Below are 26,147 nucleotides of genomic sequence, written 5' to 3'. Positions count from 1 at the left end.
TCATAACTAAAAAATCCTAACTTTATACTGTGCTAGACCGACCTGTATCTGAACTCTCAAAACCTAGTAGGCGCTTACCTAATCAGCGCTGGCAAATCTATCCGCAGAAACCAGAATTCGCCCAAAAGCTGGCGGTTTTGATTAATGTTTCACCCATTATCAGCCAGTTGTTGATTAATCGGGGTATGGAAACACCAGAACAGGTACAAGCATTTTTAGAGCCAGAGTCTTTAGTTTTACCTTCGCCGTTGGAGGAATTTCCTGATTTGGCGATTAGTTTGGAGTTGTTGCAAAATGCGATCGCTTCTCAAACTAAAATTGCTATTTGTGGTGACTACGATGCTGATGGTATGACCAGCACTGCTCTACTTTTACGTAGTCTCCGCACTTTAGGCGCACAAGTAGATTATGCTATTCCCAGTCGGATGCACGAAGGCTACGGTATTAATAAACGCATAGTTGAAGAATTTCACAGCGAAGGTGTAGGACTAATTCTCACTGTAGATAATGGCATCTCTGCGTTTGAACCAGTTGCCAGAGCTAGAGAACTTGGTCTTGCAGTGATTATCACCGATCACCACGACATACCCCAAAAATTACCTCCAGCTAACGCTATCCTCAACCCCAAACTAATAGCAGAATCGTCACCTTATCGGGGTGTTGCTGGTGTTGGTGTTGCCTACATTTTGGCAGTGTCTCTAGCACAACAGCTAGGGGCAACTAAGGGCTTGATCCAGCCGATGTTAGCACTATTTACACTGGGAACGATCGCAGATTTAGCTCCCTTAACTGGTGTGAATCGCCGTTGGGTAAAACGTGGTTTACAGCATTTACCCAAATCCAACTTAGCTGGGGTGCGGGCATTAATTCAGGTAGGTGGCGTGCAGGCGAGGGGAGATGAGGGAGCAGGGGGAGCAGGGGAAGCAGGGGAGAAAATCCCCAATCCAAAATCCAAAATCCAAAATCCAAAATCGTTAAAGCCTGAAGATATCGGTTTTCGTTTGGGGCCGCGAATTAATGCTATTGGTCGGATTGGTAATCCTCAAACTGTGATTGAATTGCTGACTACAGATGATATGGGGGTGGCGCTGGAACTCGCAAAGCAGTGCGAACAAACTAATACTAGTCGCCAGTTAATGTGTGAGCAAATTGAACAAGAAGCGATCGCTTATGTAGAAACAGAATTTGTTGCATCTCTACAAAAAGACTGTGTATTGGTTGTTGTTCAACCCAATTGGCATCACGGCGTTATTGGGATTGTCGCCTCCCGTTTGGTGGAACGCTACGGTGTTCCCGTGTTTATCGGTACTTATGAGGATGAGGAACATATACGCGGTTCAGCACGAGGAATTCCAGAGTTTCATGTGTTTGAAGCTTTGGAATATTGTCACGATTTATTAGGGAAATTTGGTGGACACAAAGCAGCCGGGGGATTCTCTCTACCAGTAGAGAATTTACAGGTGTTGCGATCGCGTTTGATTGAGTTTGCTAACCAGTGTCTTGAACCCCAACATCTCAAGCCTCTGCTCAAAATTGATGCCGAAGTCAACCTCAATCACATCAATCAGCAGCTTTATCAACAGCTTAATGCTCTACACCCCTGCGGTATGGACAACCCCGATCCAGTTTTTTGGACACCTAATGTTCAAGTGATTGAGCAAAAAATCGTTGGTAAGGGTCACATTAAACTGACAATTGCCCAAACTATCGATAATCAGGAATACAAAATTAAGGCGATCGCTTGGCGTTGGGGCGACTATTTCCGCTTACCACCACGAGTGGATGTCGCTTACAAACTGCGAGAAAATTACTTTAACGGTAAGACCACCATCGAGCTAGAATTAATCGGTGTCAGACTGCCAATTCAGCTTCAACAATTTTTTGCTTCGCCACCTATTCCGTCAAGCACCACCTTTGAGTACAACCAGCGACATTATACTTGTGGTTTCTATAAAAACGGTATTGAAGCAGAATTAAGAATTAAAAATTCTGAAGGCAAAGTATTAGTCATGGAGCCAGGAGATATAATCGGTTTGCTGGGTACTAATCGTCAAGAGGCTAAAGAGGTTGATATTTCTCAACCACCGTATGACAATATTATCCAAGCTGCCCTTCAGGCGTTATCAGTTAAGAGTGAGGAGTGAGGAGTTAGGAGTTAGAAGTTAGGAGCTCTTAATTAATTTATCACTTGTGACTGTGACAGTGCGAGTGCTGATTTATAAGTTATAAGTATGAGTTGAGAAGAAAATTTAATTCCTCACTCCTAACTCCTCACTCTTAACTCTCAATCAGCACTCAGCACTCTTATAGGTTGCCGTTGCGAAATGCCAGCACAAAGATTACTGCTGGGCCAGCAATCACGATTAGCGCCACGGACAACAATTGGAAAATAACTTCCCAATTGATACTGGTAAAAGCGTTAAACAAGTCAGACACAGCGTCAAACATTTTTCCTTTTCTCCTTCCAATTGCCTTAAAAAATTTAATAACTTAATTACAAAACCTGCAATCGATCATATCTGGCTATGGTCTGTTAGATTTAATTTACTTAACAAAATTATAAGAAAAGATATAAAAACGTAAAATAAGGGAATTGGGCATGGGGCATTGGAAATTGCTTATTTCTCCCTCATCTGCCTCATCTCACCACTCCCTATTCCCCACTCTCTACTCCCTACTCCCTAATCCAAAATGTCAACTTGGCAATGTGTAAAGCAATGTGGAGCCTGCTGTAATCTTGATCCAGCAGAGCGTCCAGATTTGGAAGAGTATCTCTCTCCACCAGAATTAGAACTCTACCTCAGCATGGTAGGCCAAGGAGGATGGTGCGTTAATTTCGACCATACCACGCGAGAATGTCGCATCTACTCCAATCGTCCTCGCTTCTGCCGTGTGGAATCAGAAGTGTTTCAAGATATGTATGGGGTTGAACCAGAAGAAGTCAACGATTTTGCCATTGACTGCTGTCGTCAGCAAATAGAAGGAGTATATGGCGATCGCAGTCTGGAAATACTACGCTTCAATAAAGCTGTTGGGCTTTAACACTCACTCCACCACTTCTTTTTTTCTATAGGGTTGCAATTTATTAACAATCTGAGAATATGATAGAAATATGAAAACAATCTAGCAACAAAACTATTGCTTGTGAAACTTGACTCTGCTCCTTTGGACATTTCTGGCATATCTCAGACTGAGATCGAGCTAAAACTGGAAGATAGCACTGATTTGAGCTTAACTCCTGTGATCGCGATCGCTCCGTCAGTTCAGCCTGTAGTTGCCGATAGTCCTCAAAAGCAGCAATCAGCGCTAGTAGTTTTTGGTACAACTTTTGTAACCATTTTTCTAGCAGAAATTGGAGATAAAACTCAGCTATCCACCCTGTTAATGAGTGCAGAATCTCATTCGCCATGGGTGGTATTTATCGGATCTGCGGCGGCGCTGATAACCACCAGCTTATTAGGTGTGCTTTTAGGTAGTTGGATAGCCAACCGACTCAGCCCGAAAACTGTAGAAAAATCAGCAGGCGTGATGTTGTTGGTGATTTCTCTAATGCTGTTTTGGGATATATTCCAAGGTTAGTTAAAGGTTAAAAGTTAGGAGTTAGGAGTTAGGAGTTAGTAGTTATTCTCCCTCATCTTTCCCTGCTTCCCCTGCTTCCCCTGCCTCCCCCACTCTCCCCCTTAATTATATGGACTGGCATCTTTTAGGACTGAGCTTTATTACAGTTTTTTTATCAGAATTGGGTGACAAAAGTCAGCTAGCAGCGATCGCACTTTCAGGGCGTTGTAATTCCCCGCGTACAGTATTTTTTGGCGCAGCAGGCGCATTGCTGTTGACAAGTCTGTTGGGATCATTAGCAGGGGGTGCAGTGGCGGAATTATTACCTACACGCGTCCTAAAAGCGATCGCTGCTGTGGGATTTGCCATCCTCGCTGCACGCCTGCTGTTATTTAACAATCAACCATCGGCAAATTCTGAACAAACACCTTAACAATTCAAAATGACGCTCTTCTACGGGACGCTCTTGCTAGCTTGCAGATTCAGCTAAATTACAAAGGTTCCCAACCGGTTCCTTTGTAGCCGTATTGAAAAATTTCTGGATGCAAAATTTCTGCCAAAATTTCTAGAGAATCTACCAGTCGTGGACCTGGACGATTGAAGTAAGAATTACCATCAGTGATGTAAACTCTACCAGCTTGGGTAGCATGCAATTTTTCCCAGTCTAAATGTTGAGTTAACAAATTGGCTTCTTGGCGAGTGCGATTTAAATCAAACCCACAAGGCATAAAAGCAATTACATCGGGATTACTTGTTAATAGTGTTTCCCACGGCAAGATAGGAGAAGGCTGACCTGTAACACAAAATAGAGAGTGTCCTCCTGCTAAGTTAACTAATTCCGGAATCCAGTTGGCGGCGACCATCAAAGGATCAGTCCACTCAATGCAGGTGACAGTAGGCACTTCATTTAAAGAAAGTCCTTGGATTCTTTGCTGACAAATTTTGACGCGAGCTTCTAAGTTTTCTAAGATGTTTACCGAGTCTACGCCAAAGATGTTGCCGACTCGCTCAATGTCAGCCCAAACATCCTTGAGACTATTGGGTTGTAAAGAAATAATCTGGGGTTTACTGTCAATGAGTGTGGCAACTGCCTTTTCAACTTGGTGTAAGCTGACAGCACAAACATCGCACTGGTCTTGAGTGAGAATGTGAGTAGGCTGCAACTGCTCTAAAACATCTGTTTTGATTTCATAAATACTGAGAGCAGATTGCAATAAATTGTTCACCTCATCGTTAATTTCGCTACTGGAGGCATTGGAATTTAAACGTGCTTGGGTACAAATGGGACGGTTTTGGATTTCTGGAGGGTAATCGCATTCGTGCGATCGCCCTACAATAGCATCAACCAACCCTAGTGCCGCTAAAATCTCTGTTCCACCGGGAATTAAAGAAACAATTCTCACACTACTATCCGTCATCGTTCCACCTCCACAACAGCTGCCATTACCTTAATTTTGGCAAAATTTAAGACTTTAGGCATCTTTCTCTAGGGGAATCAACGGTGTTTTGCTAGTCAGTACTAAATAAAGATTTGATGAAAAGAATTATACTTTCCGGATAGGAAAACCCCTATGAAGTAATTGTAGTTATACAAAGACGGTTTTACTTTTTACGTATAACTGCAAAACAAAATTATTTCTTCTTAAGGATAACTAATGCAGGTGGTATCGGCTAGAAAGATTACAGAGCAGAACCAAGCCCAAGAGGCTTTACAATTCCGGGCGATTTTTGAGCGTTCCTCTATCGGCATTGGACTTATAGATATGAAAGCGCAGATAGTCGATACCAATCTGGCACTGTGCGAGATTTTTGGATATAGCCGAGAAGAACTATACGGCAAGCCCTTTACAGATTACATTCCCACAGAAAGGGGGGGGTTAAAACTTTACAAACAACTGATGTCAGGAATTCGTACAGACTTAAAGAGAACTTCGAGGATCGGCTTCCAAGCCTCGAAACATCAGGAACAGCTTGTCGCTAGACATTGCATTGAGATGGAAAGACGCTGCCTGCATCAAGATGGTAGCTTAGTTTGGACTCATATCTCTGTTTCTGTTATACCTGGCAGTAATGGTGAACCTGAGTTTTTTTTAGCGATGATTGAGGACATTACTGAACGCAAGCAAACAGAGTTGAAACTGCGTGCCTTTCAAGAAGCAGCAGAAGCAGCCAGTCGGGCAAAAAATGAATTTTTATCAACCATGAGCCATGAGTTGCGGACGCCTTTGAATGCGATTATGGGTTTTTCGCAGTTGCTGCAACAAGAAATAGTTGGCTCACTCAATGAAAAGCAGAACAAATATGTAAATTCTATATATAGTAGTGGTGAACATCTGCTGGCACTGATTAACGATATCCTTGATTTATCTAAGGTAGAAGCAGGCAAAGAGCAACCGTTACTCTCACCTTTGCCAGTGTCAGATTTATGTAATTATGCCATGTGGACAGTGCGCGATCGCGCCTTAGAAAAGGGATTGCAACTCACGCATGAAATTGACCTAGAAGCGGATATTTGTATTGCTGATGAACGGCGTATTAAGCAAATGCTACTCAACCTGCTAACCAATGCCATTAAATTCACCCCAACCGGACAGGTATCGCTGGTAGTCAAAAAAGTACCGCAAGGGATAACGTTTGCAGTTTCAGATACTGGAATTGGGATAGACTCAAATCAGTTTAAATTTCTATTTGAACCGTTTAAACAGCTTGACAGTCGGTTAAATCGTCAGTATGAAGGCACTGGTTTGGGTTTAGCTTTAACACGCAAATTAGCGCGTTTGCATGGTGGAGATGTTACCTTTACATCGACTTTGGGAAAGGGTAGTCAGTTCACTCTGTTTCTACCAAATCCAGTGCATTCGAGAGATGGGGCAGAAATCAATTCCAAATTTCAAATTCCAAATTGAATAAAAAGAGTAACCGTTCACGGGGGGTAGATCATTCGCCTAAATGCTAAAGCTCTTGTTTAGCAAGTGATTTTGGTATCTTGTTAAGCCAATTCGGATAATTCAGCTAGAGTCAGTACTGATGCGATATTTGAGTTAATTGATCATAAAAATGCATTTTTTCAGGGCTAATTAGTGAAAAAATATATAGTATATTTTACTTTCACGGTAAGAAACTTTTCCTCATTTTCACATGGGGAATATTGGCTTCTTCAAAGATTTCTCCGTCTTCTACAAAATCCAATTTTTTATATAAATCTTTCACATATTCTTGAGCATGAATCACTACTTCTGGGATATTTTTATTAGCTATAACCTCTAGTGCTTTGATCATAATTTTCTTACCAATACCTTGTCCTCTAGCTGTAGACAAAACAGCAAGCCTTTCTATTTTGGCAGTTTTCTCATCTAAATATCTAATTCTGGTAGTACCCACAACTTCCTCATTTAAATAAGCAATTAGATGATCAGATATTTCATCTTTGCCATCAAACTCTAAAGCGGGATCTATACCTTGTTCTTCTTGAAATACTGCTATTCTAATTGCTTGAATTGCCGGAAAATCTTCAGGTAATTCAGCAACTTTTATAACTAAATTACTCATTAAAGTCTCTCTACGATTTCTACATATAATAGACCTCTTGCAAAAGTCCCTAACACCCCACCCCCAACCCCTCCCCGCTCTTCGGGAGGGGAGCGTTTGCTTTACTCAAATGCGGGGCGGGGTTCTTAATTTTTGATTTATGCAAGAAGTCTAATAAGTAGGGCATATGCCCTACCTACTCTTGTAGTTTAATCTGCGCCTTCAATTGGTGCAAAACCTTGGCGCTGAATATTTTCTGTCACCGCGCGTGGTTCCAGGAATTGCAAGAGGTAATCAGGCCCGCCTGCTTTAGAACCTACTCCAGAAAGTTTGAATCCACCAAAGGGTTGCCGCCCAACGATCGCTCCTGTAATATTGCGGTTAATGTACAAATTCCCAACTTCAAACTCTGTCTGCGCCTGCTGAATGTGCGAAGGTGTTCTAGAGTAAAGTCCGCCAGTCAAGGCGTAGTTTGTACCGTTGGCGACTGTTAAGGCTTCCTGGAAATCTTTCACCCGAATTACCGCCAACACAGGCCCAAAAATTTCTTCCTGGGAAATTACCGCATTGGGCGATACTTCACTAAAGATAACTGGGCCGATAAAATATCCTTGTTCTGGTGCTGGTAATTCTAAAGCTAGTTGTGCTTCTGCCTTACCCTTCTCAATATACTCGCGGATGCGATCGCGGGCATTAGCATCAATCACTGGCCCAACTTGTGTACTCGGTAACTCTGCTTCCCCAATGTTCAAGGATTTTGTCGCTTCCACCAACCGTTGCACAAAGGTATCATAAATTGGTTGCAGCACAATCACCCTTGAGGCAGCAGAACATTTTTGTCCACTGTAACCAAATGCCGACTGCACTACGCCCACAACAGCTTGGTCTAAATCAGCACTTTCATCGATAATAATGGCATTCTTGCCGCCCATTTCAGCAATCACCCGCTTCATGTGCTTTTGTCCAGGTTTCAAAATTGCCGCTTCTGCGTAAATTCTACAACCAACTTCCTGGGAACCTGTAAAAGCAATTACATGAGTATCTGGATGATTTACCAAATAAGCGCCGACTTGCGAACCCTTGCCAGGGACGTATTGAAATACACCTTTGGGAAAACCAGCATCTACCAAGATTTCTGTGAGTTTCGCTGCAATAACAGAAGACGTTTCAGCCGGTTTGAGGAGAGTACAATTGCCTGAAACCAAAGCAGCAACCGTCATTCCACAAGCGATCGCTAGCGGGAAATTCCAGGGAGAAATCACTACAACAATACCGCGTGACTGGTAAATATAACGATTTATTTCGCCAGAAATGTCGTAATTAACACCTTCATCTAACCGTTCTATCTCGTCAGCGTAGTAGCGACAAAAGTCTATCGCCTCAGAAACCTCTCCATCAGCTTCCTTAACTGGTTTCCCAACTTCCAAAACCATCCAAGCTGAAAGTTCGGCGCGGCGTTCTTCCATCAAATCTCCCGCTTTCCGCAAAATATCAGCGCGTTGTTTAGCTGGTGTTTTCTTCCACCCAGGAAAGGCCGCTTTCGCAGCTTCCATCGCCTGTTGGGCTTGTTCAACGCTAATCAACCCAACTTTACCAACTACCTCACTGAAATTAGAAGGATTCAGAGAATCAACAAATTCCGGCGTATTAACATACTCGCCATTAATCAGGGGCAAATAAGTTCTACCCAACTGTTGACGAACGCTTTGGAAAGCTTGAGCAGATTTTCTTGTCATCTCTTCCTCAGCGTAATCGGTATCAGCAGCACCAAGGAAGGAGGAGGACACGGGGACGGGGGGACGAGGGGACGGGGGGAAATTTTCATTTTCTGCATCTTTTACAACTGGCGGCGCTAATAATTCTTCAATCGGTCGATTTTCGAGATTTTGCCGTAAAAAAGAACTATTAGCGGTATTTTCTAACAACCGCCGAATTAAATACGCCATTCCAGGCAATAATTCACCATAAGGACAGTAAACTCTCACCCGATAACCTCTGTCAACCAACGCCTTTGCAACTTTATCACCCATACCGTAGAGGACTTGTAATTCAAAGCGACGGCGAGGGACATTTAAACTTTCAGCGATGGCAATGGCGCGAGAGTGCGATCGCACATTATGGCTACCAATGGCAGAATACACATATTGATGATTTTCTAGTAATAACTGAGTGATGCTTTCAAAGTTAGCATCACTTGCCGCTTTCTCGTTGTAAACTGGCTGTGGCCAATGCTTCTGCGCTGCTTTGATAGTTTCCTGATCCCAATACGCGCCTTTCACCAAACGAATTGTCAGGGGATAACCACGCTGTTTCAACCAAGAAATTAAATCTTTGGTATCTTGCTCACTATCACGCAGATATGCTTGAATTGTTATGCCAATATCTGTGCGTTGGCGAAACTCTTCTTCTAGTAACAGTTTTTTCAGGATGCTGAGAGTTATATCTTTATAGGCATACTGTTCCATATCAAAATGGACAGCTGCGCCTAATTCTTTGGCACGACGTAAGAGAATCCGAATGCGATCGCTAACTCGTTCCTCACTACCTTTAGCATCTAGAGGATCAAATTGGGAATAAAACGCGGTTAATTTAACAGAAACCTGAACTTTTGGTATGGGTTCGCCATCAGCCTCATCAATAGCTGGGATAGCTGTCCAATTCTTCGATGCTTCTACCAATTGTTGCATTAATTCTAGATAGCGTTCTAGATAAGACTGCGCTTCAGCTTCGGTAATCACCGCTTCACCAAGTAAGTCGATGGTGAAAGCCATTTTCTCTTTTCGCAGTCGTTCAACTGTTTTGATGACTTGTTTAATATTTTCCCCAGAAATATATTTATGAGCAAGAGTTTCAACAGCTGTACCAACGGTTGTAGCAGCAACTTGTCCTGGCATAGAGTCGGGGTTAGCAAAGTTGAGCATTCCCTTCAAAGCTGCCGGTAATTCTACAGACTCATCTCCGAGATATTCTTGTAAATGTGAGGCAATTTCTGATTTACTGTGCAAAGCAGGTAGCGTATCTATAAAGCGAAATAATTGCACCCGCAATCCAGGATTACTCATCGCCCAAGCTAGTAATTTATCATCCCAACGCATTTGATCCCGCAGGGAAGAAAAAAACGAACGATTTTCCTGCGTTGCTGCTAGAAGTTGTTTAGCAATTTCTTGGGTTTTAGCTTCGTAGGTGCTTGTTTGTACTTGTAATACCACTGATCATAAACTCCGTTAATCAAGGCAAGGCTTTTTGGACAAAGCCTGTGTCTTCTATTTTGACGCTTTCGTATATTTAGTGGGGAGTGGGGAGAAATCAATTCAAAATTCACGCATTGAAGAATTTCTGCCTTCTGCCTTCTCTTTCTCAATGCCCAATGCCCAATTCAATCACAAGTGTTATCCTTTTGGTAAACTACCCCCACCTGCCTAACGGCTGAGGTGGAAACTTTCAGAAGCCCTAGAAATATCAAATAAGCTTAGTTGCACGTACTCAAATTTTCTCCCAAGGGAAGATGCCAAAGGCGAACGTACTTCTAACTTACAAGATAGTCCCGAACCAAGAGGCTGGTTTACAACAGCCCCAATTGCAGAAATGTTTTTTGCACCATTCAAATCACTATCACCAACCCATCCACAATGACCACACGTAAACTTTTTACCACTGCGATAGGATTCACCCCTTACCGGATGAATGTGCAAACAGTTGTGACAAGTTTGCGAGGTATACCTTGGATCAACAAAAACCAGCTTCACGCCAAACTTAAGCGCCTTGTAAGTCATAAATTGCCGCAACTGATAAAAACTCCAACTGTTCGACAATCGGCGTTCCCGTTTACTACGTGGTTGGCTATTTGTGCGTTCCTTAATTCCTGTCAATTCTTCCAAAGCAATCAACTGATTAGTTGCCTTGGCAGACTTCACAAGTTGGTAGCTGATGACGTGATTAATGTGAGACTGAAAACGATGAGACATATACATTGAAGATTGTGAAATTAGTAATTCGTCGCTTACCCATTCCCTACTTTTACTGCGTTCAAGATTGGTCGTAGGTAATGCTCCTCATTACCAGCTATTCCTCCCCACCCTACTAAGAGTTGTTAGCGTAGCGTCTCGTAGAGAGGGTGGATCTATTTCTAACTTGATGAGACAAATGTTGCAGCACAAAAAATTAGCTCAGTCATATTAAGAGTGTGAATACTATTGTGAATACTATGTTTATGCCTACAGAAAACCTCACCCATATCTTATTTTCTAACTGGCAACACACACTCAAACCCTTTGGTGTTGAACAGGTAGCGGCTGAGAAAGCCTTTAATTGCTTGGTTGCAGCTTACTCTACCCCTGGTCGCTACTACCATACATTGAAACACATTGATCACGTCCTGGGCACAATTCAGATTTTGCAAGGCTACACTAACAACCTAGCTGCTGTTCAACTAGCTGCCTGGTTTCACGATGTAGTGTATAACTCTCAAGCTGAAGATAATGAAGAACGAAGCGCAGACTATGCTTTGGAATTGCTGAGTAATTTGGGTATTCCAGAAAGTACCATCATTACTGTCACCCGTCTGATTCTGAACACTAAAAAGCACCAAGTTGCGGTGGATGACTATGATAGCCAAGTTCTACTTGATGCAGATTTAGCGATTTTGGCTACTAACCCAGTCCAATATCTAGAATACGCTCATGCCATTCGCCAGGAATATGGCTGGGTGGCACAGGCAGAGTATATCATAGGTCGTCGGCAGGTTTTAGAGGAATTTTTACAGCGATCGCATATCTACTTTACACCTTTAATGTCAGAGTTCGCCGAACCATCTGCCCGTGGCAATATCCAGACAGAAATTCAGTCTTTATTGTCTGGTTAGTTTTACAGTGATTTTTATTTGGATACAACACGCGGTAGGGTAGCACAGCTATTATTGGTTAAACTTAACGTTATAAACCAGTCTAGAAGCAGTTTTTAGAGATTGTCTCGTTTTCAGCCTCTGGCAGAAAACGAGATTTTAAAAGAGTTTTGGCTTAAGTTGACACCAATGCACAACTATGCACCTCTACAACAGACTTGTATTCCATGCAATTGGAATCGGGTAGAAATTTTGAATTGCTTAACGTCTGCCACCACCACGATAAGGCACTTCCGGCACTTCAATGTCTTGTAGCTTTCTTTTCGGTGCAAACGTTTCTTGATGTTGTTGCGGCTGAATTTTTTCCTGTGCCAACCTTACACGGGTGCGAACTCCCAGATCGGCATCTGTATCGAGCATTTGCTGAAGTTGATTTGTAATCCGCGACGCTTGATCGGGTAAAGTGACTGCTATTGCAATGGCTAGTGTTTCTAAACTCGTCACTGCTGCATAGCGCACTACCCACTCTGGATCTTGACAAATTAGTAATAGCGCCTCTAATACCTGAGTCTGAACAGATTCCAGTTTCTCAGACGGTATTTGATGCCAGATCAAAGTGCCTAATCCTCTGGCAGCTGCCCGCCGCACACTTAAGGAAAAATCGGTTTTTGCTGCCTCTAACAAGGTATCCAGCGCCCGGACATCGCCAATTCCTGCTAAGGCACGAATAGCCCAGGCTCTAGCACCGTAGTTGTAGTTATCAATTAGTTCTAATAGTGGGGGTACTGTGGCTTCTCCGATCGCAATTAGTCCATCTACCGCCGCCACCGCCGCCCCTGGATTGTTATAGCCCAAAGCTGCAATCAGAGTGGGAACAGATTCCTCGATACCAGCTGCTGCTAACTCTTGAACTGCGTCTACTAGCTGCTCTGAGGAGTCTGCTTCTTGCACAGCACGGATTAATATTTGGGCAAGATCAGTGTTATTCATAACAATTTTTGATGAGTAATTAGTCGTCAGCCAATTGTAGCTTGAGTTATCCGTAGTTGGCATCATACATAAACCCCTAGCCCTGATTTTGCAGTTGGGTTGGGGGTTTATGTGTGGTAAATATTTAATTTAAACGTATTAATGACAACTGATTATCTAGAACTTAGGACTACAACAGCGAGTCCATTAAATTCATCACTTTAATCGCACCTGCTGAGAAAGTGCTTGTTGCTGTGTGGTTAACTTGATATTCTAGTAATCCTTTAAGAGAAATTAGCTTCAGACTATTTTCGGCAAGAGTCTGTGCGATCGCATCTGCTGCGGGTAGATATCCAATCGCTCCCAAATCTGCTAACACTGCTCGACGCAATTGCAATTTCTCGCCCCCTAAAGCCTTTACTAACCGTTCTCCATAAACTGGTTCTTGGGTTAATTGATACATGGCTCGTGCGGCAGCATATTGCACCAATTCAATTGGATGCTCTAAGAATGGCTTTACCAAAGGGATACACTCAGTCGCCTTCAAAGTTCCCAAGGCTTCTAAGATGGAGTCGTAAGGTTGAGATAAATCAGGCTGGTTTGATATGAGTTGCTCTCCCTGCAAACCTACTACTAATAGCTTGATCAGGGCAGGAATACAAACCGGATCATCCAACATCTCTAAAGATTGTGCCGCAGCTTCCCGGACATAAAAATCTGAGCAGTCTAAACACCCAATTAAAGGTGATACTGCCTGGCGATCGCCTAGTTTCCCCAAGGCTCTAGCTGCGTTCCGTCGCAGAGGATATCCGCCTTCTGGTGTGCGATCGGCTTCATCCTCTAAAGCTTTAATCAGTCCTGTAACCGCAGCTGGTTCACCGATGCGAAATCTACCCAACCACCAGGCAGCATAAAAGCGCAAGCCTAAATCTGCACTTTCAAGATTAGCTAGAGCTTGCTCTACCGTTAAAGATTCACCATCGCCAAAGTTACTTGTCGGTGATAAATCTTCAAATTTATGCGGACTGGAATTCATTATCAAGAAGGAGGATGGCTTTGTGTGCTATTTGTTTGAGCTTCAGCGTTCAATGGCTGAATACTAACTATTTTGCCACCTAAGCGAGTAATCCTCTGCATTTCTTGATTCATCCGGTTCTCAGGTACTGTGAAAAACACAGTGGCACTTGAACGGATCGGATAGTTAGTTTTTTCGGTTTCTTCACTTTGGCGTAGACCGACTACTTCATACCGAAAGTAACGACTACTCGTTCTACTACTAATTGGTCCAAGCATAAAATTAATTCCAAATTCTAAATTGTCATTAGTCCTTAAATAATGACTAATGACCATTGACAAATGACACTAAAGAGGCTTCACACTGGCGATTTTACCACCTTGTTTTACCACTCTCTGGAAGTAACTAGATAGCTCTTCATAAGGTATAATCACCGCTTGATTAACACGGCGGGTGCTAGGATACCCAGCCCCAAAAACGCCTGCTACTTCAATGCGGTAGAGTCTGCCTTCTTTACCAAAAGTTCCCGCACCACCGAAAGTACTGTTGGGGGTAACGCCTTTTTCCGAAGCAACGTATGAAAAGCCTGAAGGACCACCGGAGGGAGGAACAACGATGGATGCACTATTGCGACCTAGCTCGCTAGCAAGGCGTGAGGACTTGCCTTTGAGTTGGGACGTATCGCTACTGGCATAGCCGCGATAAAGTTGGAATATCCGGCTAAATCCCACAGTTTTTTGTCCTGTTTGGGTTTTAAAGCCGCGATAGTAAGGCACAATATTTTCACCAAAGTTAGATTGATACTCTGGCGAATCAATATAAGAATCGATGTCGGCTTCATATCCCTTGTTTTGGTACAAGTCTAAGTGATAGACCACATCAGACTCATCATAGGGGGCACGACCCAACAAATGTTTATAGTTGAGTTCGATGACGCGAGTTTGGAAATTGTCGTAGAAAAACTTGGATTTGTACAGTTCTGATTTAGCTACTTGACGCACAAACTCTTGCACTGTATTTTTTCCATCCCGCAGGATAGATTCAGCACTTGTAAGGCGGTCAGATGCCAATATGTAGTTGTTGCCCAACACTTGACGATAGACGGCAGCAATTACTCTCTCAATGTCTTCTTTAGTTGCATTTGGACGCAATTCTACAGAAGCCTGATCACTAAAAGGCTCTGTCCCCAGACGGGACGCTGCTGTTGTAATAGCCATTGGTAATTTTCCTTTTGTAATTGGTAATTGGTAAGGGGAATGGGAAGTGGGGAGTGGTGAAATTCCCTACTCCCTACTCCCTACTCCCTACTCCAGTAACTATTTATACGGCTGTAATGCTAATCACTTTACTACCCTTGCGATTCAACTGCTGCAATTTACTAGAAAGTTGCTCGTAGGGTACGATCAATTCCGCAGTTCCCCGCCGCACTACAGTCGAGTTTGGGGAAGCTGCTTGTAGCACTCTGATGCGGTATGTTTCCCCGCGACCACCTGTGGAGAGTCCTGTTAAGGCTCCGGCGGAGACTGGATAAATGGGTGAAGCCAGATTTTTAGCCACTTCCCAGGTTAGCCGTCCTTGTTTTTGTCCTTGAGCGCGATCGCTATTGGCATAACCCCGATACAGTTGGAACAGTCGGCCAAATCCAACGTTTTTCAGTCCTACTTGACTTTTAAAGCCTCGATAGTAGGGCACAACATTTTCGCCAAAACTCTCTTGATATTCTAATGAGTCAATGTAGGAATTAATCTCAGCTTCATAACCTTGTGAGTTGTAAAGCTCAACATGGTACGAAATCTCTGACTCATCTTGTGGGGCACGCCCCAATAAATGCTTATAATTCAACTCGATAAACCGAGTTTGGGAATTAGAGTAGAAAAACTTATCCCGATAGAGTTCCGATTGAGCTATAGCTTGCACAAATCCCCTAACTGAGATTGCACCTTGCTGCAACAGTGATTCTGCACTTTCTAGACGCTCTCCTTCCAATAGGTATTCATTACCCAATACTTGACGATAAGCCGCCCGGATAACCACTGCCACATCCGCTTCTATTCTATCGGGACGTAGTTCTACCAGTGCTGAGTTTTCAAATGCTCCAATCCCTAATCTTGCTGCTTGTCCCAAAGCTGCCATCTTTAAACCTCCTCAGTTTTAACTGCAAAACTGAAAACTTTTTAGAAAATTTTTTTCTAATCTTTTAACAGTCTTTTGAAATTGACACTCACTGCACCTTTAGGTACGGTGATTGTTAAGACATCCCTGCCTTAATATCCTATTTGCAGAGGTTCCCAGGCTCACTACCTTTGCCACAAGGGCGTAGTGATATCTCCTTACGTTGTTTCGGGCGTATACTTTCCCCCAGTCCATGGGTAGGTTTTTAAATCTTGTACTGATAAAATTATTGTGCCAATTGACGGTAGCTTAAAGGAGGCACTGGGTTGCAAACTTTTCTAAAGTTGTAGCAAGTGCCGTGCTACGTCGGCAGTTTTCATCCCTGGTCTAAATCAAAAAATGCAGAACTACGTTCCTGTTTCTCCAGGGTTTTCAGCTAGCCTTTCTTATAAAACTGCCCGGAGAGGTAAACAACTCATAGAACTTACTTGTCATAAGAGCTGATTTCCTCTCCGGGCTAAAGAAACACTCTAGCTTAGAGTATTGATTACATAGTCGATGTAGGAATTTGCTTCAACAGCTGGGTCGCCGCTTAGACCGTGGTTAGCTTTGATGTACTTCAGAGCTTCAATGTACCAGCTAGGAGATAGGTCAAAAGTCCGGTTAATTTCAGCCAAGCCAGAAATCAAGAAATCGTCCAAGGGACCTGTGCCACCAACAACTAAAGCGTATGTGATAATCCGCAAGTAGTAGCCAACATCACGAACACACTTGCCTTTGCCGCGTGTATCAGACGCGAAGTTGGGGCCTTGTTGTTGAGTGGTGTAAGGGAACTTGTTATAGACTGCTTGAGCTGCACCTTCGGTCAACCGTTGAGCATTGGCGCTCAAGGCTTTTGCTGCTTGTAAGCTAGCTGGCGCTTGGCGGAAGCGACCAAAAGCAACTTGAATCTCGGTGCTGCTGAGATAGCGACCTTGAGAATCAGCCGATGAAATTGCTTCAGTTAGAGGTGTTTTTGTCATTTTGGTATTTCCCTTTTACAAACTTTTAGTTGAAATTTTGTTTTGTCCTATGGACAATATCTCAGTCAATAGCAGAAATGTCTGCCTTAAGCTACTGCTGAAGCAGCACGATCAAAATAGCTAGCTATTTCAGATGCTAAAGCGCTGCAATCGCCTCTGGTGATGTTATTTGTGTCGTTGACAATGGCCAGGGAAGCTTGTTTCAGCTTTTGAATACCAACAGCAACTGAAGCTCCTGGAGTTCCCAATGCCAAGTAGGTTTCACGCAAACCATTGAGGGCACGGTCATCTAGCACGCTGGAATCGCCAGCAAAGATTGCATAGGTGATGTAGCGAAGAATGATGTCCAAGTCTCTGATGCAAGCAGCAGCGCGACGGCTGGTGTAAGCATTACCACCGGGAGTGATCAATTGGGGTTGTTCTGCCCACAAATCACGAGCCGCAGCAGCAACAAGAGCTGACGCATTGCTGGTAATCCGGTTCACGGCATCTGTACGCTTGTTACCATCTTTGACCATTTCGCTCAATGCATCCAATTGTGCATCGGTGAGGTATTCCCCACGTGTATCAGCTTGGGAAACTACTTTTGCAAATGCATCTAAAACCATTGCCTTAAATCTCCTAATTTGCTTGGTTAAGAATAATTGGACTCAAAACTGAATGGTTCAGTTTATTTTTGATGTCAGCACTGCCTGACGAGTTACGAAAGGTTTAAAACAGACATCTAAGAAATAAGTTTACGATCTCCAGGCTTTCAGATTAAAACTTTTGTTAGAAAACTTAAAACTTCTGCGAACGACTGGAAAACCTGATTAAGATGTTGTTTTTTGCCTCTAACGTTCTCTTTATACAATGCTACCGCATCATAATTTATTACAAATTATTGTTATGTTTGTTAATTTCGTTTACATAAGTTAACATTTTTCCAAAGGCTAAAAAGCGGATAAGATAAGCAATATTACTTTTAGCTTCTGAGACTAAGTATTTACACTGTTACGGGGATCTTCGAGTGTTCAACAAGTTAAGCGAACCATATTGAATCCTCTCCACCCCAAAAGATAAAAGATGGAATAATTTATTTCTGGGAAATCCGTTAAAGAATGCGACGCCGAATAGCCCAACCCAGGCATCGCACCTTTAATTTGTGTAGTATTGGCCATTTCCTAGCCCCTGACAGGGGCACACGCCTAATTTGCGATCGCATTGCAACCGTTGGTTCATAGTCGTAGTAAACCATGCGATAAAATGAGATGGGACGATTCAAAATCCTTTGAACTTTTTGTGGAGAAATCTCAATGACCATTTCAATGTACCAAGCTTCAATACCTGTGTCTATTCGCACACTGAATAACCTTGTAAATATTCTGCAAAAAGGTGCTACTTATGCTGAAACTAAAAAAATAGATCCTTCTGTGTTGATCAATAGTCGTCTATCCCCAGATATGTTTCCGTTATCAAAACAAGTGCAAATTGCCTCTGACATAGTAAATAGAGGTGCTGCACGATTAGCAGGAATAGAACCACCCCAATTTGAGGACAATGAAACTACATTCCCTCAACTTATTGACCGCATTCAAAAAACTATCTCTCATTTAAATACATTTAAACCTGAGCAAATCGACGGTTCTGACGAGAGAGCAATTACCCTTAAGATGGGTGACAACACTCTCTCTTTTCAAGGAATGCCATTTCTCCTATATTTTGTTTTACCAAATCTTTATTTCCATGTCACAACAGCTTATGACATTCTCAGACACTGCGGTGTAGAACTTGGCAAACAAGACTTCCTTGGTCAGCCTTAATAGAAGCTGGTGTTCGTATTCGCTGAGGATAACCCGGATTGTCTCTGTTTCTTCAACAGGCAAGGCTGTATCCAGTAGTCCAATAAAGCTTGACCACAACAAACCAAATCCTGTCCAGACAATATTTACTGCTTAGATAGAGCGATCGCCTACGGCGGGGCAGGAACGGTCTAAAGCAGGGCGTAGCAAACCAAGGAAAAAAGGTTAGGTTTTTGGAAGTCCCTAATCCAATCATGTCGTGGGATTACAGGACCAGTCGCGGGAGGGAAAACCAGAGTATAAACTCACTCTCAACAAAAATTTTTGCTCTGGGGGTAGAGCAATTTTTTAGCAGGCTTTTTGAGACTTAACGGCAAAAGTCAGGCGATTATATCTGGTCAAATGTTGGCATAACCTTGTTAAGCTACTATCTAGCAAGAATACAGACAAATCTTGTAGATGGCGAGGCTGGATGGTTAAACACATGAAAATCCCAAAAAAACAATCACAAAACCAAGATATTTTCACTAAAAATCAACTACCTTTACCTCCCGGAAGCTTGGGCTTCCCGTTGATTGGGGAGACAATTAGCTTTTTGCGTGACCCAGATTTTGCTACCAAACGACAACAGAAGTACGGCAACATTTTTAAAACTAATCTATTTGGTTCGCCAACTATTATGATGTTGGGAGCAGAAGCTAATCGTTATTTATTTAGCGAAGAAAACCAGAATTTTGCAATAAAATGGCCAGAGAGTGTTGCAATATTACTCGGCTCTGCTTCTTTATCAACGCAAACAGGCAGCATCCATCAAACAAGACGCAAATTATTATCACAAGCATTTCAACCGAGAGCTTTGGCAAGTTATCTACCAGCGATGTCAGAAATTAGCTATCGCTACTTCAAAAAATGGGAAACATTCGATCAATTGACTTGGTATCCTCAGCTAAGACAATATACTCTTGATATAGCTTGTAAATTATTAGTAGGAACAGACGCTACTAATGATACCCATTTTACTGAATTATTTGAAGAATGCTGTGCCGGATTATTTACTCTCCCTATTCGATTACCTTGGACGAAATTTGGGAAAGCATTAAAATGCCGAGAAAAGTTATTAACAAAAATTGAAGAGATGATCTTACAGCGTCAACAACAAGGAAATTCTCATCAAGATGCTTTAAGTTTATTGCTAGATTCCAGAGATGACGATGGTAAGAGTTTAAGTATAGAAGAACTAAAAGACCAAATTCTGACTTTATTATTCGCTGGGCATGAAACCTTAACTTCTGCACTATCTTCTCTATGTTTGCTGTTAGCGCAAAATCCAGAAATTTTAGCAGCCGCTAGGAGAGAACAACAACAAATAATTTGTGCAGGTGCGCTAACATCTGAACATCTTAAACAAATGACTTACCTAGACCAAATACTCAAGGAAGTTTTGCGAATTATTCCTCCAGTTGGTGGCGGTTTTCGCTCGACTATCCAAACTTGTGAGTTTAATGGGTATCGTATTCCCCAAGGTTGGTCTGTATTGTATCAGATAGGTAAAACCCATCAAGATCAAAGTATATATAAAAATCCTGAGAATTTTGAGCCGCAAAGGTTTGGTATAGATAGGGCTGAGGATAAATCTAAACCTTTTAGTTACGTTCCTTTTGGGGGTGGAATAAGAGAATGTTTAGGTAAGGAATTTGCTAAATTAGAGATGAAAATATTTGCTGCTTTGCTATTGCGTGGTTATGAATGGGAACTTGTACCAGGGCAAAATTTGGATTTAGTAATGATACCCACACCCCGACCTCGTGATGCTTTAAAGGTGGTTTTCCGTTCCATACACGGGGTAAATGAGCAATCGAAGGTGCGACCCTAAGTCACACAAAAGAGTGACGCATTTGCCTGAAAAGCTTACTAGGTAAGCATTCTCTCAATGAATATTTTGGCAAGTCTCAACCTACCAGCGATCGCTTCGTTTCCTCTCTACCAGACGCTAAACCCGATCGCTTGAATGCCGTCATCAGTGAGTAGTTTACCGCCTTCGGTATCGCCTTTGTCCAAAGTTCAAACATCCTCCTAAGCTGCCATCTAGCTCTTGTTTTGGCGATTAGGAGGCTTTGGGTTTGACAAACTTTAGGGTCATGCGATGCCGAATAGCTTGTCGCTAGACATCGCTCTCCCCAATTGCGAGGAAGCGTTTTCTATACGATCTTTGGCAACTTCGTATAAATGTCCAACAGCTTAGTGCAGCCGAAGCTCTAGATTTGCAAGGCAATATAAATAATATCATGTCCGCTTGATTACTTATTAAACCCGAAGAACCCCACACCCCGCCAAAGCTATGCTTTGTCTCCCCTCCCCGCTTGCGGGGAGGGGTTGGAGGTGGGGTTCTTTTATTATGGGTAATTTGGCGGACATGATATAAAGCCTGTTTTAACAGGCTATTAGGAATAGCTTTAGGATGAACTACCCAGATTTAATATTGCTTTATCCGACTGTAAGAATACAGAGCAATTAAGTTTTGAGCAATACAAAATTACTTAGTTCCTACCAAACACACTACCAAGGGCACGCGCCATATTTTGCGGCTGCATTGCATCGATTGCGGCGGTGGGTTCGTAGCCGCAGTGAACCATACAATCGGCACACTTGGGATTACCACTCTTCTGGCCGTATTGACTCCAGTCAGTTTGTGCTAGTAATTCCTTGAAGGTAGAGTAATAACCTTCGTTCAGCAAATAGCAAGGTTTTTGCCAACCGAGAACGCTATAACTAGGGCTACCCCAAGGCGTGCATTCGTAGTCTTTCTCACCAATAAGAAAATCTAAGAATAGCGGATTGTGATTGAAGTTCCAGTTTTTTTCACCAGCTTTGTATGGAGCCAGAATTTCCCGGAAGAGGGCGCGGGTTTGTTCTCGGTGGAGAAAATGATCTTGATCTGGTGCCCACTCGTAACTGTAACCGGGAGAAATCATCATCCCGTCAGTATTTAGTGTTTCTAGAAAGTCGAAGAACTCTTGCATATCTTTGGGTTGGGTACCCTCAAAGATAGTGGTGTTAGTAGTAACTCGAAAGCCTTTAGCTTTAGCGGCGCGAATAGCTTTGACAGCAATATCAAAGACACCTTGGCGATCGACACACTGATCGTGCAACTCCCGCATTCCATCTAAATGCACACTAAAAGTTAGGTAAGGAGAAGGTTGAAACTTATTCAGACTCTTTTCTAACAACAAGCCATTGGTACACAAGTAAATATATTTCTTGCGCTCAATTAATCCTTGGACAATCTCATCAATTTGGGGATGTAGCAGAGGTTCTCCTCCAGGAATTGAGACAACCGGTGCGCCGCACTCTTCCACTGCGGCAAAGCACTGTTCTGGGGTGAGATTTTGCTTTAATATTTCCTTTGGATGTTGGATCTTACCGCAACCAGTACAGGCTAGATTACACCGAAAAAGAGGTTCCAACATCAATACTAAAGGGAAGCGTTTACGTCCTTTCAAACGCTGAGTAACAAGGTACTTCCCAATATCCATAGCTTGTTGTATATTAACTGCCATTCTATTACTCCTCTGTAGATCAAAACACCACTTTCTCAGCCCCAAGATTTATCTGTGGGGTCTTTAATTTTGAATTTTGAATTTTGACTTTTGAATTCCCCGGAGGGGTTGACGTAACCCTGAGCAACAAACCAATCTACAGCATCCTTGAGTGCCGCCTTCAGTGAAGATTGGGGTAGACCCAACTCTCGTACAGCCTTTGCAGCATTGTAATACATAGGTTGTTTCGCCATCCGAACGCCATCCAATGGCACTGAGGGCAATTTTCCCAGTGGTGCGAGAATCTTTTCATCAACCCAGGCAACACTAAGGGGCAACCAAGCGGGTACAGTTCGTTGAGGTGCGCTTAGACCTGTGATATCGGCGAGCTGTTCGAGTAGTTGCTTGAGAGTGAGGTTTTGATGACCTAAGATATAGCGATCGCCTGATTTACCTCGCTGCAAAGCCAGTAAATGCCCCGATGCCACATCCTGGACATCGATAAAATTTAGACCAGTATCTAAGTAAAAGGGCATTTGCCGTCGTAAAAACCGTAAGATTATATCACCCGTGGGGGTAGGTTTGATATCCAACGAACCAATCGGGCTGCTGGGATTGACAATAACTACCTCCTGACCTGTAGCAACGGCTTGCATAGCTTCTTGTTCAGCCAGAAACTTAGACTTTTTATAGTCACCCACCAACTTTTCTAAGGGACTCTGATGTGTTTCATCGACGACTTGACCAGATGATCCTACGCCAATTGCTGCCACTGAACTCGTGTAGACGGTGCGCTCAATGCCCGCTTTGCGAGCTGCTGCTAACACATTGCGCGTACCCAGGACATTGTGACGGTGGAGTAACTCCCGGTCTGTTTGCCACAGGGAATAATGGGCTGCCACATGAAATAGGTATTGACAACCAAGCATCTGTTGCCAGAGATTTGGTGAATTTAAATCACCTTTGACAATTTCCACCTCCAAACCGCGTAGATTCTCCAAATTGCTGCTATGGCGTACCAGTGCTTTGACTGTGTAACCCTGTTGCAGCAACAACCGTACCAAATGGGCACCAATAAAACCCGTCCCCCCCGTGACAAAAACCTGCATTAACCTATCTCCCTTTTCTGAAATCGGGGAAACCAATCATCCAAAATGGTGTAAACTACTGGCACAACAATCAAGCTGAGGATAGTAGAAGTTACTAGTCCACCAGCGATCGCTACAGCCATAGGCGATCGCAATTCTGAACCAGCACCCAAACCTAAGGCGATCGGTAGCATCCCTAAAATAGTGGCGGCCGTGGTCATCATAATTGGTCTGAGGCGCACTAGTCCGGTGTTGAGGATCGCCTCGGTGCGGTCTAAGCCAGCGTTGCGTAACTGGTTGATAAAATCCACAAGCAAAATGGCATTTTTATTTGCCAGCCCCAGCAAAAAGACGAAACCGATCAGTGAGATCATGCCAAAGTCGCTCTTGGTGATTAGTAGCGCCAACATTGCCCCCACTAGTGCCAAAGGCAAAGAGACACCAATAACCAGAGGATCTACCCAGCTTTTAAATAGCAAAATTAGTACCACAACAATGCACAGGGCAGATAGAGCTAGAGTAGTGCCGAAACTGCCAAAAACTTCATCTTGACGGGCAGAGTCTCCCCCTAAATTTAAGGAAACATCGGAGGGTAACACCGCCTTTGCTTCAGCTACCACTTTCTCAGTGGCATCACCCAAGGACAGATCCTTGCCCAGATTAGCACTGATGTAGGCCACCCGTTGATTATTCAGACGCTCGATCTGAAAAACCTTGCCCTGCGGATTCGTTTCACCTGTAACCGTGACATCAGCGAATCCTGGTAGCCTCTGAATCCTCTCTTTAATCGCTTTGACTGCTTTGCTTAGAGCTTGGAGATCATTCCCTTGTAATGCTATTTGGAGGGGTTTTTCACCGCCGGAATCGACAAATTGAATATCTTCAACACTGGTAGTTACCCCAGAAAGAGCAGGTAAGGAGGAGCGCAATTGATCTTGTAGTTCCCCAGTTGTGATTGTCCGGTTTTCCTTTAACTTCACATATAGTATGCCTTTGTTCGGCTCACCCTCACGAGAACCAACAGTGGTAAATACTGTTTCAACTGCCGGTGATTTTCTCACAACCTCTTCTAGTTTCTTCGCAACCTCAAGAGAATCGTTCAAAGGATTAGGAATTGGGAACTGCGGACTGGGATTTCTCCCCTGCCCCTCTGCTCCCCTGGGGATACTTGGCAAAGGAGCCGTATAAGCAATATTAAATTCGCCGCGATCGAGTTTGGGAATAAACCCTTTGGGAATTAGTGGAATCAGTCCTATACCTGCGATGAAACTGAGGACAGCTAACCCGATAACTATCTTCCGGTGATTCAAAGACCAACTCAGCAAATTTCTGTAAAATTGGGTAAACGCCACCCAAATTTTTGCTTCCTGACGCGGGGAGAGTGAGGATTTAGGTTTTAGCCAGTAGATAGCCAGAACTGGAGATAAAGTCCGAGCAACTAGCATCGAAGCAAGCATCGCGGCTGAAACAGTTATGCCGAAAGGCTTGAAGAACTGACCGATTACCCCACCCATCAAACCTATGGGCAGAAAAACCGCGACTGCTGTCAAAGTGGCGGCGGTAACTGTCAACCCAATCTCATTTGTCGCGAAAAGCGCCGCTTGGCGAGGAGTTTCACCATCTTCAATGTGTCGCATGATGTTTTCCACATCCACGATCGCATCATCAACAATACTACCAATCACCAAAGCTAAAGCTAGCAACGTAATCGTCTCCAGGTTAAAGCCGAAAATCGCCATGACGATAAACGTCGCCAACAAAGATGTCGGAATCGCCAAGGCAGAGATGAGAGTTGCCCGCCAATTCCATAAAAAAGGAAAAATTACCACGATTGACAACAAGACTGCTTCCAGCAAAGCATCGATTGTTGACTGGGTAGCGTGGCGGATATATTCTGCTTGGGTGGCAGCTAAAGTGAGGTTGACATCCTTGAGGGTGGAGCGTAGCCTTTGAACTTCTTTCTCAACTCGACTCACTACTTCTAAGGTGTTAGCATTACCGCGTTTGATGACCTGAAATGCTAATGCATCTTCACCATTAAACCTGACTAATGTTGCTCTACCTTGGGGGAGAGCAGCTGCACTCGCATTCGCTGGATTTACCGGAGGAGTTGCAGTAGCAGCACCTAGTAGTGAGACTTTCAGGACTCCTGGTAGTTTAGCGATCGCACTCACAATCTCATTTTGCGCCAACTTCGTCAAATCTTTGAGATTCCGCGTGGAACTCTCTATGGCATAGCTAATGGCGGCTGACTCGTTTAGATTCAGGGGAATAATTTTGTCAGTTGCTCCCGGAGGTAGAGTCAACTGCTTGAGGGCAGTTTCAACCTTTTTGGTCGATGTTTCTAAATTCGTCCCCACAACAAAAGAAAGGCTAACAGCAGTTTGACCAGGATAGGTGGATGAGCGGATATTTTCCAGTCCTTCTAGGGAGCGGAGGCGTTTTTCTAGGGGTTTGGTGAGCTTCGCTTCCGTATCCAGGGCAGTTGTCAGGGGGGCTGTAGCATTCACAACCACCACTGGAAAGGTAATATCTGGAAACAAGGCATACTTAAGGGAACTGAAAGCCAGAACACCAGCTACCGTTACGGCAATCCAAAAACTCACCGTCAGCCACGAAAATTGAATCGCTAATTTGGAAATATTGAAGAGTTCTCGTGCGGATTTGGAGTTATGAAGCTTTACCATCTTGGAAAATT

General features: G+C 43.4%; 23 protein-coding genes and 1 pseudogene. 8 read left to right on the top strand and 16 right to left on the bottom strand.

What is annotated here, in order from left to right; translation table 11 throughout:
• Positions 1-29: 29 nt before the first annotated feature.
• Positions 30-2,144: a single-stranded-DNA-specific exonuclease RecJ gene (locus V7K36_RS33770; protein WP_335122387.1), complete on the top strand. Its 2,115-nt coding sequence runs from the start codon at positions 30-32 to the stop codon at positions 2,142-2,144.
• A gap of 160 nt (positions 2,145-2,304) precedes the next feature.
• Here the strand turns inward: V7K36_RS33770 and psb30 are convergent, their stop codons facing one another.
• Positions 2,305-2,448: a photosystem II reaction center protein Ycf12/Psb30 gene (gene psb30, locus V7K36_RS33765; protein WP_069068686.1), complete on the bottom strand. Its 144-nt coding sequence runs from the start codon at positions 2,446-2,448 to the stop codon at positions 2,305-2,307.
• Between the two features lie 243 nt (positions 2,449-2,691).
• Between psb30 and V7K36_RS33760 the strand changes: the two genes are divergently transcribed.
• The 3 genes from V7K36_RS33760 to V7K36_RS33750 all read left to right on the top strand — a co-directional run bounded on the left by V7K36_RS33760 (position 2,692) and on the right by V7K36_RS33750 (position 3,991).
• Complete coding sequence (locus tag V7K36_RS33760; RefSeq protein ID WP_334827040.1) at positions 2,692-3,042, top strand: YkgJ family cysteine cluster protein; 351 nt, start codon at positions 2,692-2,694, stop codon at positions 3,040-3,042.
• A 102-nt stretch (positions 3,043-3,144) separates the two neighbouring features.
• On the top strand, positions 3,145-3,579 hold the full coding sequence (locus tag V7K36_RS33755; protein ID WP_335122385.1) for a TMEM165/GDT1 family protein: 435 nt from the start codon (positions 3,145-3,147) through the stop codon (positions 3,577-3,579).
• A 109-nt stretch (positions 3,580-3,688) separates the two neighbouring features.
• Positions 3,689-3,991, top strand: coding sequence for a TMEM165/GDT1 family protein (locus V7K36_RS33750; RefSeq protein ID WP_335122383.1), 303 nt, complete (start codon positions 3,689-3,691; stop codon positions 3,989-3,991).
• 58 nt (positions 3,992-4,049) lie between these two features.
• Here the strand turns inward: V7K36_RS33750 and V7K36_RS33745 are convergent, their stop codons facing one another.
• Complete coding sequence (locus V7K36_RS33745) at positions 4,050-4,976, bottom strand: cobalamin-binding protein (protein WP_335095141.1); 927 nt, start codon at positions 4,974-4,976, stop codon at positions 4,050-4,052.
• Positions 4,977-5,228: 252 nt separating this feature from the next.
• Between V7K36_RS33745 and V7K36_RS33740 the strand changes: the two are divergent.
• A pseudogene (locus V7K36_RS33740) lies at positions 5,229-6,464 on the top strand (sensor histidine kinase); the annotation flags it as partial.
• 202 nt (positions 6,465-6,666) lie between these two features.
• Here the strand turns inward: V7K36_RS33740 and V7K36_RS33735 are convergent.
• The 3 genes from V7K36_RS33735 to V7K36_RS33725 all read right to left on the bottom strand — a co-directional run bounded on the left by V7K36_RS33735 (position 6,667) and on the right by V7K36_RS33725 (position 11,051).
• Positions 6,667-7,107, bottom strand: a complete 441-nt coding sequence (locus tag V7K36_RS33735) for a GNAT family N-acetyltransferase (protein ID WP_335122382.1) — start codon at positions 7,105-7,107, stop codon at positions 6,667-6,669.
• 188 nt (positions 7,108-7,295) lie between these two features.
• Positions 7,296-10,295: an L-glutamate gamma-semialdehyde dehydrogenase gene (pruA, locus tag V7K36_RS33730; protein WP_335122380.1), complete on the bottom strand. Its 3,000-nt coding sequence runs from the start codon at positions 10,293-10,295 to the stop codon at positions 7,296-7,298.
• A 210-nt stretch (positions 10,296-10,505) separates the two neighbouring features.
• The gene (locus V7K36_RS33725; protein WP_335122379.1) at positions 10,506-11,051 is read right to left on the bottom strand and encodes a transposase; all 546 of its coding nucleotides are present in this window, start codon (positions 11,049-11,051) and stop codon (positions 10,506-10,508) included.
• A 245-nt stretch (positions 11,052-11,296) separates the two neighbouring features.
• On the opposite strand from V7K36_RS33725, the gene V7K36_RS33720 reads away from it, so the two are divergent.
• Entirely contained in the window at positions 11,297-11,947 is a 651-nt protein-coding gene (locus V7K36_RS33720) for an HD domain-containing protein (RefSeq protein WP_335122428.1), read from the top strand.
• 240 nt (positions 11,948-12,187) lie between these two features.
• Here the strand turns inward: V7K36_RS33720 and V7K36_RS33715 are convergent, their stop codons facing one another.
• The 8 genes from V7K36_RS33715 to V7K36_RS33680 all read right to left on the bottom strand — a co-directional run bounded on the left by V7K36_RS33715 (position 12,188) and on the right by V7K36_RS33680 (position 18,386).
• Complete coding sequence (locus V7K36_RS33715; RefSeq protein ID WP_335122377.1) at positions 12,188-12,916, bottom strand: HEAT repeat domain-containing protein; 729 nt, start codon at positions 12,914-12,916, stop codon at positions 12,188-12,190.
• 169 nt (positions 12,917-13,085) lie between these two features.
• On the bottom strand, positions 13,086-13,931 hold the full coding sequence (locus tag V7K36_RS33710) for a HEAT repeat domain-containing protein (RefSeq protein WP_335122375.1): 846 nt from the start codon (positions 13,929-13,931) through the stop codon (positions 13,086-13,088).
• Positions 13,932-13,933: 2 nt separating this feature from the next.
• Positions 13,934-14,188, bottom strand: a complete 255-nt coding sequence (locus tag V7K36_RS33705; protein ID WP_334942981.1) for a phycobilisome linker polypeptide — start codon at positions 14,186-14,188, stop codon at positions 13,934-13,936.
• A gap of 69 nt (positions 14,189-14,257) precedes the next feature.
• A complete protein-coding gene (locus V7K36_RS33700; RefSeq protein ID WP_335122373.1) occupies positions 14,258-15,127 on the bottom strand; it encodes a phycobilisome linker polypeptide in 870 nt (289 codons plus the stop codon).
• Positions 15,128-15,230: 103 nt separating this feature from the next.
• Complete coding sequence (locus V7K36_RS33695) at positions 15,231-16,043, bottom strand: phycobilisome linker polypeptide (protein WP_335122371.1); 813 nt, start codon at positions 16,041-16,043, stop codon at positions 15,231-15,233.
• Between the two features lie 509 nt (positions 16,044-16,552).
• Entirely contained in the window at positions 16,553-17,044 is a 492-nt protein-coding gene (cpcA, locus tag V7K36_RS33690; RefSeq protein ID WP_334827008.1) for a phycocyanin subunit alpha, read from the bottom strand.
• 86 nt (positions 17,045-17,130) lie between these two features.
• Positions 17,131-17,652, bottom strand: a complete 522-nt coding sequence (locus V7K36_RS33685; protein WP_334827006.1) for a phycocyanin subunit beta — start codon at positions 17,650-17,652, stop codon at positions 17,131-17,133.
• A gap of 485 nt (positions 17,653-18,137) precedes the next feature.
• Positions 18,138-18,386 carry a hypothetical protein gene (locus tag V7K36_RS33680; RefSeq protein ID WP_335122432.1) on the bottom strand — a complete coding sequence of 83 codons (249 nt, stop codon included), beginning with the start codon at positions 18,384-18,386 and terminating at the stop codon, positions 18,138-18,140.
• Here V7K36_RS33680 and V7K36_RS33675 point away from each other — a divergent pair.
• Positions 18,340-18,846: a DUF1993 domain-containing protein gene (locus V7K36_RS33675; protein WP_335122369.1), complete on the top strand. Its 507-nt coding sequence runs from the start codon at positions 18,340-18,342 to the stop codon at positions 18,844-18,846. The genes V7K36_RS33680 and V7K36_RS33675 overlap by 47 nt on opposite strands.
• A 463-nt stretch (positions 18,847-19,309) precedes the next feature.
• Positions 19,310-20,698, top strand: coding sequence for a cytochrome P450 (locus tag V7K36_RS33670; RefSeq protein WP_335122367.1), 1,389 nt, complete (start codon positions 19,310-19,312; stop codon positions 20,696-20,698).
• 664 nt (positions 20,699-21,362) lie between these two features.
• Here the strand turns inward: V7K36_RS33670 and hpnH are convergent.
• From hpnH to V7K36_RS33655, 3 genes are read right to left on the bottom strand one after another with little or no spacing between them, the layout of a single operon-like run.
• Positions 21,363-22,382: an adenosyl-hopene transferase HpnH gene (hpnH, locus tag V7K36_RS33665; RefSeq protein ID WP_335122365.1), complete on the bottom strand. Its 1,020-nt coding sequence runs from the start codon at positions 22,380-22,382 to the stop codon at positions 21,363-21,365.
• Positions 22,383-22,417: 35 nt separating this feature from the next.
• Positions 22,418-23,470: a hopanoid-associated sugar epimerase gene (gene hpnA, locus V7K36_RS33660; protein ID WP_335122363.1), complete on the bottom strand. Its 1,053-nt coding sequence runs from the start codon at positions 23,468-23,470 to the stop codon at positions 22,418-22,420.
• Entirely contained in the window at positions 23,470-26,136 is a 2,667-nt protein-coding gene (locus V7K36_RS33655; protein ID WP_335122361.1) for an efflux RND transporter permease subunit, read from the bottom strand. The genes hpnA and V7K36_RS33655 overlap by 1 nt, the downstream gene beginning before the upstream one ends.
• Positions 26,137-26,147: the final 11 nt, after the last annotated feature.

This window comes from Nostoc sp., assembly GCF_036919555.1.
GTDB lineage: Bacteria > Cyanobacteriota > Cyanobacteriia > Cyanobacteriales > Nostocaceae > Nostoc.
The sequence above is the reverse complement of the archived record's forward strand: the minus strand, read 5'-3'. Positions and strand labels throughout refer to the sequence as shown.